Below are 15,744 nucleotides of genomic sequence, written 5' to 3' on the forward strand. Positions count from 1 at the left end.
TAAAACTCTTTTCTTTTTCTTCGGCTATAATGATAAAAGTCTCTGAGCATGTGCGGTCTAGCCTTTCTTCAAGCATAAGATCTCATTAGCTTACTTTCTTGTAGCTTAATTCATAATGCGTAAACTCGGATTGCATGTAGTGTTCCCATTCCTTATTTAATTTCCTTGTTTTTAAGCTTTGAACGATACTTTTTAGTAACCTTCCCGGAAATGAATGAGAAAGCCTGTTTCTAGCAACCAATATGTGTGTTTTCAATTTGTAAAATGTAGCGTTCTTGACTAAATCTTCATCTGCAATTTTATTTTTTACGTAAATAAATTTTCTATAATTTCTATGCTGCATATACACGATGCTTAGTTTTCTCAAATGTTCATGAGTGACTTGGCTAGCTTCTTCATCATTGATAAATGGAAATAAGTTTTCTTTTTTATACTCATAAAGCTGTTCTAACCCCTTTAATTTAGGCTCATAGCTATCTGTAATGCGATGAAGAGAATGTTCGCGATACAGGAGCAAAGGGTCTTTACAAATATATACAGAATATCCAGCATGAATCATTCGTAAATATAGATTCGTTTCTTGAGCGCTTTTAAGATGATCTTGAAAACCATCCACATCCTCGAAGCATTTTCGACGAATGAGTGGAAATGAAGCTCCTCCAATGAAATTACCTATCAGAATTTTTTTGAGCGCTTCGTCATGATCAAAGAGTTTATTATTGCCGCGTTTGCTTAGCCGCTGGACGTTATCGTCTGCGTCAACGACTAGGTTATTACAACTTACCAACCCAACTTCCGGATGCTTTTCGAAAGCAAGGTATTGTTTTTCCAATTTTGTCTTGGCCCATACATCATCATCGTCCAAAAAAGCAATATAATTGCCTTTTGCGTGTTTAAAACCATTATTCCTAGCTACATTCCCACCCTTTGGTTCCTGATGAAAGATACAATGCACTCTAGGGTCATTGATACTTTTCATATACTCAGGGGTATGATCTGTAGAGGCTTCATCAACGATAAACAGCTCCAAATTTTGGTGCGTTTGATTTAAGACACTATTCACTGCTTGTTTCAGCATATTTACTCTGTTTCTTGTTGGGATAATGACGCTTATAAGGGCTTTTGAACTTGATTTATTCACCTTTATCTCACCACTCATCTATGATTTAGACGTATCATTTTAGAAAATTATGATTCACACTACCTTCGGCTCATCTTATAAAAAACATTCTATTACCTACTACTTCTTGATGACTCCACATTTTGTATACAACCATTTTCCATTTCAAAAATAACGTCACAATTTCTAGTGGTACTTAATCTATGGGCAATAAGAATGATCGTTTTTTCTCCCCTAAGGCTTTCAATTGCTCTCATAATCCCTTTTTCCGTGTCATGATCAAGGGCGGATGTAGCTTCATCTAAAAACAGGACTTCCGGATCCCCGTAAAGTGCCCTTGCAATTCCAATCCTCTGCTTTTGCCCGCCAGATAGCTTCGTTCCTCTTTCCCCAACCTCGGTGTCAAGGCCTTTTGGAAGCTCTCGGACATGTTCATCTAACTGCGCTTGACGTAAAGACTCCCATACTTTATCATCATCAATCTTCTCTTGGGATACGCCAAAGGCTACATTTCGACGGATCGTATCATCCACTAAATAGATATTCTGAGGAATATAACCTATCTTTTTCTGCCATAACGAATCTGGGTTTTGAATATCTGTATGATCTACCTTAACAACCCCGTCATTGGGCTTTAAAACACCTAACATAAGATCTACTAAAGTGGTTTTGCCTGATCCTGAAGGCCCTATAAAAGCAGCGGAATAGCCAATGGGAATAGACAGTGACACATTTTTGATAACATATTGATTGGAGTTGGGGTATTGAAAGGAGACATTTTCCATTGAAATTTGATCTTTAAACAAACGCCCAGACTTTTCTATTCCCTGGTCTTTGTCTTTATTCTCTCTATTTAATGGCTCTAGATTTTCTTCTACCTTTTCTACCATTAAATCATTGTATACGACCTCAAGCGAAGGTCGATTGTACCGTATATCTGTAATGGCACTCACCATACGATTAATAGATGGCATTAAACGAAATGCAGCCATTGCAAATAAAGCAACGGTTGAAATCAACGTCGTTAAATCTTGACTTTGCATCATAATAATAAGAACAATAAATAAAATCGTGCCTACCACAACGGTTTCCACAAACATTCTTGGTGCTTCTTTCATTAATTTATAAAAGCGCATGGATCTTGCATACGTTTTACTCTCACTTGTAAAACTATCAACAAAAAACCTTTCTTTTCCTAGCACTTTCACTTCTTTTGTTGAACCAAATGCTTGATTTACCCATTTAATCATCCGCCCTAAGGCTGTTTGTCTTTCCTGACCTAAAGTGGCAATTTTATTCTTAAAGTAAGCGAAAAAGCCAATAATTCCACCACCCAGCAAAGTAACCGCCAGCAATGTCGGAAGCGGAGCCATGAAGAATAAAAGCGTTAAGATACTCAGCATTACCGTTATTTCTGTTAGCACCTTAAACCCCGAAACAACAATCTGATTAAAGATTTTCTTTACTTCTTGATCGACGTTACGCAACAGCTGAGCAGTATTTCGTTCCAAATGAAATATGTAAGGCTTGAATAAATAAGCTTTCAACATCCGCCTCGATAGTTTCACCTGTTCATTGTATATAATTTTATATTGAACATAGAAAAAAAAGGTTAGATATATGTTCTTTATGATATAAAAAACCAAAAGAAAAAGCGTAGCAAAAATTAAAAAAGCATTTGTCGATTCAAAATTAAATAATGTATAAACATAGCTTAAAAAAGCGTTCTCTGATATTTGCTCCGGATTTGTTATAATCCCTACAAACGGAACAATCAACCCAACTCCTGCAGTTTCAAAAAGAGCCCCTATAACCATAAGTACGAAAAGCAGAGAGAATTTTTTCTTCTCTTTTTTTCCAAATAACTCATACAACATTTTTGCGGTTTTCATGGATTCAACCCTTATCTAGCTATTCAATAATATGTAATAATTTCATTACACTGTTACTATTATGTCATAATCAAAACTATAAATAAACGTTAATAAACACTCTTGTATTTTTCTAAACCTTGAAATTTGTAAATAAATACCCGAAAATACTTGATAGTTTTCATATTAAGGGGCTGATGAAGATTCAAACAGAGAACCTTCCGAATTTTTTATTTGTGGGGGCAGCAAAAAGCGGTACCACTTCTTTGTATAAATATATTACACAGCATGAGCAAGTCTTTGTGCCAAAAGGGAAAGAGTTGCGCTTTTTTTCCAATATGCGGGGAGATTATGTCGGCCCTGGAGATGAACGTTCATGTAATCAACGCATCATTCGCCATATCGAAGATTATAAAAAGCGCTTTAAGGGTCACACAGAAAAATGCATGGGAGATATGTCAACGGAATACCTATTTTACCACCAAGAAAGCATCAAAAACATTAAAGAGTATTTGAGTGACGACGTCAAAATTTTTATCATATTAAGAAACCCAGTCGATCGTGCCTATTCCCATTATCTACACATGGTAAGAGATGACAGGGAGCATTTATCCTTTGAAGAAGCCATTGATCAAGAAAAAGAACGAAAAGAGAACAATTGGGCTTGGCACTGGGGCTATACGACCAATGGCTTTTATTTTGAACAAGTCAAAGCTTATTTGCATCATTTTCCCAATAATACTACCGTCTACATATATGATGATTTAAGAGCCAACCAAGAAGCCATGATTAACGATATATTTGACAAACTTGACGTGAATTCGATCCCCATTAATACTGGCCAAGTTCATAACGTTTCTGGCATCCCAAAAAATCGCAGACTCCATCGCTTGATTAACCATCCCAACAGAATATTGGGCTTATTAAAACGAGGGGCCCGTCTTGTGAACCGAGAAGATTTACTGATGCAGAGGCTCCAAACGATAAGCAAAAAGAACCTAAACAAACCCAAGATGAGGGAAGAGACGCGCAAGCAGTTAATCGATATGTACGAAACTGATATCCAAAATCTAGAAAAACTACTAGATAGAAATCTGGATATGTGGCGTCAATGAATCACAAGAAAAATACATATTTTAACGGAGAAGCTTCAAGCGGCTAGCTTGCTACTCAAAAAGGATGGCTTGAAATGAACAAACCATCCTTTCTTTTGATTTACAGACCCTTATCTGAAAATCTAATAAGTAGAGCTAACGAAACCACAAGATAGATCGCTGATGCAGGCGAGGAAAGCACATGGCCTGCAATAAAAGCTGTCCCTAAACCAACCATTACTGCTGTAGAAACAATCATAAGCGGGACTGACATCGACTTAAATATAATGATTTTTTTTAACGCATATCCTCCAAAAAACAACAATGGAAAACATAAAATTAGAAACCCTATAAGACCATAATTAAAGAACCAATCTATAAAATCCATTTCAACCAAGTTCATGCCCACAATCGTAGAGTAATTGCCAGCCTTCCCCATCCCGAAAAGCTGCTGAGTTAGTGGAGCATCTAAATAGTTGGTATAGGTATTATATAAAAATTCTTCTCTTCCACTTAATAAGATAGACTGAGCAGGTATATACTCTTGCATTTGGGTCTCTTCTTCCCCTTTTTGTTCCTGTTCAATCGATTTTTCTGCATTTACGCTATACTGAGCAGCAGATGTTACTAGTTGTTCCTCTTGATCAGGTACTGTGTTACTAACCGTAACGTTCACATTATTTCCAATTGGCATCAGCGGCAGGACAGCTATAACTCCAGCTAACATAGCGGTTAAAATCGTAGTACTTACAAACTTTCTTTCCTTTATCATTTCGACCAACCCTGCTACGATCCCCACACCAAGGGCAACTAATACTCCTCCGAAAGCAACTTTCGTCCCAATATTGAGCATCGACCATATGATGAGCGAGAGTGGTACAATCAAAATTCCTTTGAGTATACGATTCATTTGTAAAAAAAACATGATGGATAATATAAATCCCATTGCCAAGATTGCGCTAAGTTCATTACCAGAGAAAAACCAACCTGTATGCCCTTCACGAGCCGGTGTATGATATGTTCCAGCTCCAGTTCCAGTGATTTCCGCAATGATCATAACGATCCCAATAAACACCATATTTATAAACACGATGGCAAATATACCCTTACGAAAAAACTTCCTTAAAGTAAGGGTATAAAATAATTTGACATATACAAAAAGCATCACGATAAAATATATCGTTTTAAAAATGTATGTCAGCTCGGTTTCAATGGCCATTGGATCTTTAACGATAAGGTTATTAATAAAATGTACAAAGATATATATACCTAACACTAAAAAATAAATGATAGAGATCTTCTTGAATTTCCCCTGATAACAAATAATATAAAGTAACCCTACAACCATCAGTGACACGCGAATAGCAGTTGAAACAGGAAACCCAAAATATGTAAGCACATCTAAAACGGGTTGACTTAACAAAGATATAATAAGAATAATTTCTATAGGTTTCTGCAGGCGATGCATATCAATTCCACCTTCATCATCATGGCCATCCCCATAATTTTCAATATAGAAGAGCAGGGAGGCTCCTTGCCTATAAAACCCCGCTCGTAAAAAGGACAGTGACTTTCACCAAAATCACTGTATTTTAGTATGTGTTTCTGTATATCCACTCTTACTTTTTATATCTTACAAAAGCGAAAAGGGCGATTACGAAGAGTGTAAAATAATTCGCCAAGAGATATCGAAAATCTTGTGCTGGCAAGCCTGCCATCAGTGTCCCCCAATTCAAAATAACCGGGACAGCCACCAATAATGAAGGCATACCATTTTTTAGATAAGAGGCAAATGTTAGTAGTGCAAGGAAAAACGTAAATAGAGCTGGCCGCCAAACGATTTCTAAAAGATTATCTTGGGTAAAATCCAGATAAAATCGTAATCGATTGTGAAGAAATTCGCTCGGAGGATTCATTTCGAGTCCATACTCATTATCGAAAATCTCATTTGCATAAGCAGCCGTATACCCGCTCTCGTAAATTTGCCACCCGAGTGAGGTTTGATCCTTATAAGCATCAACAGCGAGTGAAAAATTATTGGAAACGAGCGATGCCCAATTACCGAAATAACGAGGAACGTCATCGAGAATCAATTCTTGGTTTAACTCAGGGTGAAATTTAATTTCGTCAGAGAGAAATGGGTAGTAGCTCTCCTCCCATTCTTCCAGCGGCAATACCGCGTCAAAATACTCCTTTTCACTTTCCGTCATCTCTCCATCATTACTGATGATATTAGCAATTTGTTGATGGGGGATGCTAAGAGATTCAGTAAACTGCGCACTATTCACATCAAGGGCTGTAAAAACTGGACCAGTAACAATCAGATACGTGGCTACCGTCACGGCGACCGGAATCACAAAGGAGCGCCAATAATGCCAAAAGAAAGCCGCTAACATTAATAGTGTTAATACAGCAATCGGAAACCCATTATTACGTAAAAATGAGACCAAAATAGCAACAATCGTTAAAAACACAATACTTGTCCACGGACGAAGCCACTCTCCCCGCGACACGACAATATTCATGATGATAATCGTAAAGAGCAGGATCATCAAACTATAAAGAACATCTTTCCATAAAGTCACTGAATAAATCCCCATTACCGGGACGATCGCAAAGACTGCCGTTGTAATCATCAACGCGTAAGAAGGAATTCCCATTCGACGTAAGGAGTACATTGCATAACCATAAACAAAACCAATAGCCAATACTTGAAATAATGAGATGATCGCGGGGCTTTCCCACATCTGAGTCAAACCCAACATCAGCATCGTATATAGAAACGGGTGCCAATTGCTGAATTCATATGTCTCAATTTGCATCCAATGATTGAGTGAATCAGGTGTCATCACTCCTGGATAGAAGCCAATCCAATAAATAAGTCCTACACAAATAACCGGCAGCGCATAAAACAAAATAAGCCACTTTGTTGAAGCCTCTTCATTTACAAAGTTAATGTGCGTAGTGGTTACTATGTATAATAGCGTCCAGATTCCAATGAAGAACGTAAATAACGACACATTTACGACAAATACCGGAACGATAAGATTGTGTTCCTCCAAGTGCGAAAGATTCCCCGATACACTAAGATAGAACACAACCGTAAATAATATAATTCCTATCAAATGAAGAGGTCGAGATAAGAAATTTAAAAACGAGGACCTTAAGTAAACCAAGTTATAAAAAAACAAAAAATACACGATCAAAAACAAGCCCAGGAACACAAAAAACCTCACCGGCCTATCGTTCAATGTTCCAAGAGCTGGTTCCATCAAGGAAAGAATCGAAATGGTACTCAGTATGCCAAAAATCAGGCTTCCACCATACAACAGCAAATATCGCATACGTTATCCCTTTCTTTTGATACTTTCGTTAATCTGTTTTAAGTCCAATTCAAATTGCTTTTTATGATTAGAAGCAACCGTATCCAGGATAAGACCGCAAACAAGGGATAAGACCGATAAAACAACTAAGCCTACAGCAAGAATGGCCGATGGCACTCGAGTGATAAATAACGTACTGAAATACTCAATAATAACCGGAACGCCAGTTGCTAACCCAGCCCCGAGAAAAAGAATAGACCAGATTGAAAAAAAAGATAAAGGCTTATATTCCTTGAACAATGTAAATATTTTATTCAATACTTTAAACCCGTCTGAATATGTATTAAGTTTTGACTCGCTCCCTTGGGGGCGGTCTTTGTAATCAATCGCCACCTCTTTAAAGGTTAATCGTTTATCAAGTGCATGGATGGACATTTCCGTTTCGATTTCAAATCCCGGGCTCATAACAGGCATTGATTTTACGAACAGACGGTCAAATGCTCGATAACCAGTCATAATATCTTTAAGATCACTTTTGTAAAATCTATTGATAAGACCTTTGACCATTGCGTTCCCCAGATTATGAAAAGCCCTTTGATTTTCATCCGTATATGTACCATTGGAAAGACGATCCCCGATGACCATATGTGCTTCACCATTCCGTATAGGAGCAATGAGTTCATGAACAAACGAGGCAGGGTATGTTAAGTCTCCATCGACCATCACATAGATATCTGCATCGATATCATTGAACATGGAACGAACGACATTTCCCTTTCCTTGCTTCCGTTCAACCCGAACAACCGCACCGTGTTCTTTGGCAATTTCAGACGTACGGTCATGGGAGTTATTATCATATACATAGATGGTTGATTCGGGGAGTTCATGTTTAAATTCGTCAATCACAGCGCCAATCGTCTGCTCTTCATTATAGCAAGGGACTAAGACTGCTACATCCACAGCATCCACTCCATTACAAAAAATAATTATTTCGTACTAGTTAATTATAGCAAATATCCTACTCTAGATATAGCTGATTTATGAAGTTGGAATAAGAAAGACTGAGCCAGCAATAATCAGAAGAACCCCTATCACTTTTTGTACAGTGATCGATTCATTTAAAAAGAAATAGGCGATGAGAAACGTCCAGATATAGGTGATCGATGTCAGCGGAAAAACAACTGTATAAGGAAGAAATTGCAAGGTATAGATGTTCAAGATAGCTCCTATTCCATAAAGCAAGCCACCCAAAAGGAAATAACCGATAAACGTATAAGTCAGTCCGAGACCATTTTTTGAAGCCTGTTTAAAAAAATAACCGCCAAGAGAACCAAACAATGTAAAAATGAGGATGAGCGGGATCCAACTAATGATCTCCACCTCCTATTAAAGCTGTACCCATAACGATAAGTACCGTTCCAATTATATTTTCCATGGTGATAGCTTCCTGTAAGAAAAAAGCCCCCAGAAAAACTGCAAAAACATAGCCAATACTTAACAAAGGATGGAGTACAGATAATGAACCAAAACGAAAAGCAATGACCATTAAAGCAGCCCCCATAAAATAAAGCAAAAAACCAACCATTAAAAGTACATTAATGGCTCCATCCGAAAGTTTCCAAAACATCTGCCCAAATGCTGTACAAAGTGCAGCAAATAACATTATGAAAACCCCGATTTTATTTTTCTGCAAAGACTGAATAAACTTCTCGCTTATAAGCCCCATATATGTAGTCCCCTTTTTACCCTATCTATCGCTCTTTACTGTAACATGACAGCGATAAACATCCCAGCACTTTCCATCAGTCTTTATATTAAGAATCAAATAATAACCATTGAAAAACCCTCTTCCTTATTTCGGAAAAGGGTCATTTCCAATTAATTCACCTTTCTGGTCCCATACCAATGCTTTTCTCTCAAACGAAATTTTTGAAGTTTTCCTGTTGCAGTCTTAGGTAAAGCATCTATGAATTCCACAACTTTTGGTGCTTTAAAGTGGGCCATACGGGACCGGCAATATTGGATGATATCACCCTCCGAAAGGCTGGCATTAGGTTCTAACACAATTAAAGCTTTCGGAACTTCTCCCCATTTTTCATCGGGTACTGCGATGACGGCCGCTTCCCTCACATCGGGGTGTGTGAACAATACTCCTTCGATTTCTGTTGAAGAAACATTTTCCCCGCCGGAGATGATCATATCCTTGGCACGATCTCGGATTTCAATAAATCCATCTGGATAGGTAACCGCCAAATCTCCTGTATAATACCATCCATTCTGTATTGCTTCTTCTGTCTTTTTTGGGTCCTTATAGTATCCGTCCATTACCACGTTTCCGCGTGTTATGATCTCTCCTAAATCCTCCCCATCCCATGCAACGTCTTCGCCGTCTGGTCGAACGACTTTCGTTTCCCCATTAAAAGCAAGTTCAATTCCCTGTCTTGCTTTAATGGCTGCCTGTTCATCTGCTGATTTTGCGTCAAATTCATTTTTCCACTCACAATAAAGGATAAACGGTGAGGTTTCCGTTAAGCCGTATACGTGTATGATGTCTAAATCTAAAATGTCTTGTGCCTTGTGAATAAGAGCAGCGGCCGGGGGTGCACCGGCTGTTGCCATGCGCATACCGGCCTTAACATCGGTATCTTTTGCTTTAGGATCATTGACGAGCATATTGATAACTGTTGGAGCACCGCATAGGAGCGTAATATTTTCACGTTCAAAAAGCGCAAGAATATGTGCAGGGTCAACTTTTCTCAAACAAACGTGAGTGCCCCCTGCCGCTGTAATCGCCCAAACGCCTCCCCATCCGTTCGCGTGAAACATTGGAAGCGTATGGAGATAAACATCCTCGTGGCGAACGTTAAGGTGATACATAAAATTCGAAGCATTTAAATAATTACCCCGATGGTTTAGCATAACCCCTTTCGGCTTGGAAGTTGTCCCACTCGTATAATTGAGCGTCAACAATTGGTTTTCCTCAATTTCCACCTGCGGGGGCAAGGTTCCTTTTGGCACTTTTTGAATGAACGCCTCATAATCCACGCCCTCTAAATTGTTTTCTTGTCCCGGGACTGAAACCGTAATCATTTGCTCCAGCGAAAGCTGACCTTCAATCTCTTCAATTGGACGACTGAATTCTTCATCAACAATGAGCATTTTCGCATCACTATGATTAATAATGTATTCCAAATCTTCCGCCGATAAACGGTAATTCAATGGGACCATCACCGCTCCCAACTGGCAGATTCCATAAAAGCTCTCCAACATATAATGTGTATTCGGCAGCATTACCGCCACATGGTCCCCTTGACGAATCCCCGCTTCCTTTAAAGCTGCCGACAGCTGATCCGTCCGTTCTCCAAATTCTTTGTACGTGAACTGTTTGCCCTCATCAATGACGGCTATTTTATCCGGGTAGTATTTTACTGCTCTACGTTTCCAATCCAACGGGGTAAGTGTGGTAAGCATCCTCATGCACTCCTTTTTAGAATCGCTATTCCCTTACAGCATAACACATCACTATAATAATTCCGAATATTGTTAAAAAGTAAGTGGTGTTAACTTCTGATTTCTTCCTATCATTTTTTCTAAGTGTGAATATACTGTTGAACACTTGTTCATCGTTTCTTGAGCTAATATGCATGATCTTGTCGACTAGCGGACATCATAAACCTTATACAATTCCCTTAAAGGAGCGATTCTACATGAATAACCGGGAAAATACATGTAGTGCCTGTGATGGATCAGGCCTCTTAATGGATGATGAACAATGGAAATATCCTTGTACCATATGCGGAGGTGACGGCATTTTTAAAGCCGGGGATAGTCCTGAACAAAGACCAATTGATGTCGATGATATGAATCGGACTTTGGAGTAAGAAGAATACTGAGCCTTGATATAGAAAAGAAACAAAAGTCTACCTCAATGGAGAGGCACCAGATCTTCTGAAGAAAGAGAAAACATCCTCTTCCAATTTAGAAGATAACTTCTCTCGTTCTGTATAAAAAGATACATTAATTCTCATATCTTTCTCCTCTAAAAAACGGTTGAATTCCTCGATACTTGTTCCATGTGGAACAAAAAGATTCCTTTCTCACACAAACTTTTTTGGATTTCTCCATTCCCAGCCATACAGTTGGGCCTTCATCGCATATTTGTACTTCACCGATCAAATCCGAAGTTAGAACAACCCCCGCCTCATGCACAAGCGGGGGTTCATTCCCTCTGATTTACTCAAAGATTCAGAGCTTAGCAGAGAACGTTTCGATTTATTCTACAGAGTCACTTACATCTACAGCAGGCAGTGCAAAAGTTTCTCCTCCATACTCATCTTTAATCGTAATAACAGCTAATTCATCATGTGGAGTGAATTCAACACTTTTAACAAAATTCTCAACGGAACCCTCGAAGTCATCGCTAGTAACTGTTAATTGCTCAAAATTAGAAATTGCCCATCCTTCCTCAGTGCCAGTTACTTCGATAGGTTGCTCTTCATCAGTCAGTTCCAAACCAGTGATCTCAGGTGTACTGTTTTCAACAGTTACTTCAATACCGTCACTAAGTTCATAGGTGAAGTCTCCGTCCACTTGTTCAAGGGATATCGTCGCTGTCCCCTCACTTTCTGGAGTAGCTGAGAACTCTACCCCTTCTTCATAGTTAAGGGTCTCGTCACCTTCAAAGCTTACGACATCTTCATTACTTGTGGTAGCCTGAACATTCCCATCCAGCTCATTTAGAGCATCACTAATTTCCTCAGGTGAAAGCTCAATACCCTCATGGGTAGCCTCAATTGTAAATTCGAATTCTTCGTCATGCTCTTCAAAAATGTCAATCGATTCAAGCTCAGCTGTTAATGTAAACTCATCAACTTCTACTTCCTCAATATCTACAAATCTTAATGTGACAGAACCAATCTCTTCATCGTCGAAGGTAAATGTAAGATTGTAATCCCCTTCTTCAGTGATGTCGTCGAAGTCTACAGTTATATTTCCATCATTAATGTTCGATGACCCAGCGGATACCACTTCGTCATTTTTGGTGATTTCATAGTTAACGTTAACTTCTTGATCATGGCTCCATTTCTCACCGTATTGATCGAGAATTGTAAACGTAGTGCCCTCAGAGTTTGTTGAAAACCCTAATGTCTCGCCTTCACCTTTAACTGAAGTAATTTCCTCTTCTTCTACAATGGTTAAGCTAAGGTCCACGGTCTCATTGACACCCTCAAATTCTACGGTTAAAGTAACTTCACCTTCGTCAAGAACCCGAAGCCCGTTATCTGGATCATAAAATGCTACCGTTACATCGCTAGAAGTTACCGTGCCGAGTTTAAGGTCTTCTAAGTCTTCAACTGGCTCCCCGAATGCATTCAATCCTTCAACGGCTTGAATTATAGCGCCGTCATTGTTGCTTGTAACGGTATCTGCAGCTACTTCTTCATCTCCGTCTAAGAGTCCAACTTCCGTAACTTTCGTAACTTCACTGGCATCAGATAACTCAACCGTTTGTTGATTGCTTAATGCTACTCGATTCCCTTCAGCATCAAGGATTTCCACCTGGTAAACGAAGGTATCCTCTGCTAATTTTGATGTATTTACGAGTCCAGCTTCCAAGCTCTCTTGATCTTGCCCACTATTGATGACAGCAGAATTATAGTTAAATTGCACTTGATAACCTAGTTCCTCAAGTAAACCAATTAACATTTCATCCCCACTATTAACCGTAAAACCAAGTTGTTGTGGCGCTTCTGATACCAACAATTGATGGGTGATTGCTTCTATAGATTCTACCTGAGGCTCTTCGACCGTCAACTCAACGGGTTCGGAGTCAACATCACCTACACTAACTACTGCAATATGTGTACCTACTGGCAATGGTTCTTCAAACGTATATTCCAATTTGCCATCAACGATTTCTACTTCTTCAACCTCGATATTTTCATCGTCGAGATCTTCTGTCGTTACTGTGATGTCCGCAGTATCATCTTCACCTGCACCAAGAACATCAGCAGTAATGGTTGTTAACCATGTGCTTCCATCCGTTACACCTTCTACGTTTGTTGGTGTAGCAGCTTCAAGGTCGCCACTGCCTGTAAATGTAAGTGTTGTGCGCTCATCATTATAGTATAACTCATACAATTGATCCTCATTTTGATCCGATGTTGTCAAACGGACGACGTTTTCCTCGCCTCCAACAATTTGTACATCTAGTACGGCAAGTTCCTCATCGTTAAATGCGAACTGGTCAACATCTACATCTTCTTGTGGTCTTTCAAATGCAATGTCGACGGTGTTTTCATTTACAGCTTCAATATCAATAAGACCTGAATCGATCGTGTGAGAGACATTAAGTGCACGCTCAAGGAATGATGCCATTTGTGCTCGAGTGACAGAAGTTTGTGGGTCAAAAACCCCATCTTCAGTTGACGTTATGCCATACTGACCAAGAATTTTAACATTTTCCACATGGGACGCATGAACATCATCAATATCTTCAATGCCATGATCAATCCCCAAATCTTCCAGATCAAAAGCACGAACAAGAATTGTAGCCATTTGCTCACGGCTTAGGTCCGTTGCCACATCAAATTGTGTGCCACCTTCACGCCCTTGCATGATACCTGCTTCTTGTACTGCAACTGCCACAGGTGCAGAATAAGAATTAGTGGTAAGGTCTTCAAAAGGCACTTCATTTAAATCTTCTCGATCCGGCACATCAAGGCCGACTGCATTCGCGATCATCTCTGCAATTTGTCCACGGCTTATGCTCTCCCCAGGGCCATATGTACCGTCTTCATAACCAGTTACAATACCCCTTTCAGCGATACGCTCAATGTCTTCAAATGCCCAATAATCAGGTGATACATCTGAAAATGTTTGATCTTGTGCATCAGCCACTTGCTGAGGTGTTGAAACAGCAAATGCAGACGCAGCCATGGCTGCCGTCATTGTACCTGCAATAAACTTTCGATAAGATTTTGGTTGATAAGCCATTAATCCATCCTCCTCCTTATTCATCGGGCACAAGCCTTTCATAAAATGGTCTTGTGCATTTTTTGCTCATGGTAATGACTTTAGACAATCTCTAATAGCAACCGGTTGCGCTCTCGATTTGAGATTATTGTGACATTGCCCAATACAGTCACTTCCAATGAACTAGTATTTAAGAACTAACAAACATAATTATAAAGACTTTCAAAATCACCTGTCAATTAAAAACTAGACTTTATTTCCTAATATCATCTCATATTTTTCTACATTCCTAATTTGTTTTATGGATGATCTGACAAATGATCACTTCTTTTTCCCCTTATATATACAATATTCGAATATTTATCTTCGTTTCTAGCTGTTTCTCCCCCTTTTCGCACGTAAAAAGGGCGAATGCATATTTCGCTGCATTCGCCTTTTTACATTCAATTCACAGATCTTCTTCTATTTCTTCATCGGGCACCTGTTGAACAAAGCTTTCCAAGTCTTCAGGGACATTATTATGGTAACTGTAAAAGATATCCTGTCTTTCATCGATCTGCAAAGGTTGCGCGCCAGTCTCAATATTAAAGCGATATCTAGTTGAAAAGCCGTCTAACTGATAGGTTTCCTTGTTAATCCATGCAAGCATGTCAATCCGCTCAATATCAATCGAATCAAAGGTATCATCATCAACTTCACCATCAATGCTTTCCCATCCTTCCATACGATGTTCGATCAAGTGAATATGGGCTTCGTTATCCGTCCGAATGGAAACTTCGTAATGTTCATCGGTTTCCTTCATGAGCATTGCTTCTTCAACTTCGTTGAATTCATTCATATGCTCGATGGGATTAAATACACTCATAACTTCATCAATGTCAGCATCGGGTATGATTCGCTCTCCACCATCAACCATTGATATATTTTCACCGTCAATATAAAAATGGAATTCAAGTGCTTCCTGAAAATCTATAAGATTCATCTGTGTGACCATATAACCTTCCATTGGCTCATAGCGTACAGCACCATTTGTATCAAACGAAACGGTTTCTTCGTTAACAGTGAGAGCCTGGCTGCTTGTAAAATAAACGCTATCTGTTTCTTGTTGTAAGTTCTCTTTTGCTTGATTATAGATTTCGTCTGGCTGCAATTCAGTACCGCATCCCGCCAGTAATAGAACAATAAATAGCAGAAAATAGCCAAAAAATTTATTCATAATTGCTCCTTTGTCGAGAATATAGTTTTTATTTTAAAGAAGTGTACCGTAAAAGTATAGTGTTGTTACATAAATATTACGATCACCAAGAATCTGTCTAGCAAGTACTTCTACAGTTGCGTTCACCACATTAATATACGAAAAG

The 15,744-nt window shown here is 39.0% G+C and carries 12 protein-coding genes; 2 read left to right on the plus strand and 10 right to left on the minus strand.

Going from position 1 to position 15,744, the window contains the following annotated elements:
* Positions 1-85: 85 nt before the first annotated feature.
* Complete coding sequence (locus HNR44_RS11775) at positions 86-1,141, minus strand: glycosyltransferase (protein ID WP_184404479.1); 1,056 nt, start codon at positions 1,139-1,141, stop codon at positions 86-88.
* 92 nt (positions 1,142-1,233) lie between these two features.
* A complete protein-coding gene (locus HNR44_RS11780) occupies positions 1,234-3,012 on the minus strand; it encodes an ABC transporter ATP-binding protein (RefSeq protein WP_184404480.1) in 1,779 nt (592 codons plus the stop codon).
* Between the two features lie 176 nt (positions 3,013-3,188).
* Between HNR44_RS11780 and HNR44_RS11785 the strand changes: the two genes are divergently transcribed.
* On the plus strand, positions 3,189-4,106 hold the full coding sequence (locus HNR44_RS11785; protein WP_184404481.1) for a sulfotransferase family protein: 918 nt from the start codon (positions 3,189-3,191) through the stop codon (positions 4,104-4,106).
* Positions 4,107-4,206: 100 nt separating this feature from the next.
* On the opposite strand, the gene HNR44_RS11790 is transcribed toward HNR44_RS11785, so the two are convergent.
* The 6 genes from HNR44_RS11790 to HNR44_RS11815 all read right to left on the minus strand — a co-directional run bounded on the left by HNR44_RS11790 (position 4,207) and on the right by HNR44_RS11815 (position 10,879).
* Positions 4,207-5,553, minus strand: coding sequence for an O-antigen ligase family protein (locus HNR44_RS11790; protein ID WP_184404482.1), 1,347 nt, complete (start codon positions 5,551-5,553; stop codon positions 4,207-4,209).
* A 151-nt stretch (positions 5,554-5,704) separates the two neighbouring features.
* The gene (locus tag HNR44_RS11795) at positions 5,705-7,147 is read right to left on the minus strand and encodes a DUF6020 family protein (RefSeq protein ID WP_184404483.1); all 1,443 of its coding nucleotides are present in this window, start codon (positions 7,145-7,147) and stop codon (positions 5,705-5,707) included.
* Positions 7,148-7,432: 285 nt separating this feature from the next.
* Positions 7,433-8,368, minus strand: coding sequence for a glycosyltransferase (locus HNR44_RS11800; protein ID WP_184404485.1), 936 nt, complete (start codon positions 8,366-8,368; stop codon positions 7,433-7,435).
* A 78-nt stretch (positions 8,369-8,446) separates the two neighbouring features.
* Positions 8,447-8,788, minus strand: a complete 342-nt coding sequence (locus tag HNR44_RS11805) for an EamA family transporter (RefSeq protein WP_343069478.1) — start codon at positions 8,786-8,788, stop codon at positions 8,447-8,449.
* Positions 8,775-9,134: an EamA family transporter gene (locus tag HNR44_RS11810; RefSeq protein WP_184404486.1), complete on the minus strand. Its 360-nt coding sequence runs from the start codon at positions 9,132-9,134 to the stop codon at positions 8,775-8,777. Before HNR44_RS11810 ends, HNR44_RS11805 begins: the two co-directional genes overlap by 14 nt.
* Positions 9,135-9,286: 152 nt before the next feature.
* Positions 9,287-10,879, minus strand: a complete 1,593-nt coding sequence (locus tag HNR44_RS11815) for a long-chain-fatty-acid--CoA ligase (protein WP_184404487.1) — start codon at positions 10,877-10,879, stop codon at positions 9,287-9,289.
* Positions 10,880-11,115: 236 nt separating this feature from the next.
* Between HNR44_RS11815 and HNR44_RS11820 the strand changes: the two genes are divergently transcribed.
* Entirely contained in the window at positions 11,116-11,289 is a 174-nt protein-coding gene (locus HNR44_RS11820; protein ID WP_184404488.1) for a hypothetical protein, read from the plus strand.
* A 391-nt stretch (positions 11,290-11,680) separates the two neighbouring features.
* Here HNR44_RS11820 and HNR44_RS11825 read toward each other — a convergent pair whose 3' ends face one another.
* Both HNR44_RS11825 and HNR44_RS11830 read right to left on the minus strand, forming a co-directional pair.
* The gene (locus HNR44_RS11825; RefSeq protein ID WP_184404489.1) at positions 11,681-14,404 is read right to left on the minus strand and encodes an S-layer homology domain-containing protein; all 2,724 of its coding nucleotides are present in this window, start codon (positions 14,402-14,404) and stop codon (positions 11,681-11,683) included.
* Positions 14,405-14,831: 427 nt separating this feature from the next.
* Positions 14,832-15,599, minus strand: coding sequence for a DUF6612 family protein (locus HNR44_RS11830; protein ID WP_184404490.1), 768 nt, complete (start codon positions 15,597-15,599; stop codon positions 14,832-14,834).
* Between the last annotated feature and the right edge of the window lie 145 nt (positions 15,600-15,744).

Source organism: Geomicrobium halophilum (assembly GCF_014207655.1).
GTDB classification, from domain to species: Bacteria; Bacillota; Bacilli; order Bacillales; family Marinococcaceae; genus Geomicrobium; species Geomicrobium halophilum.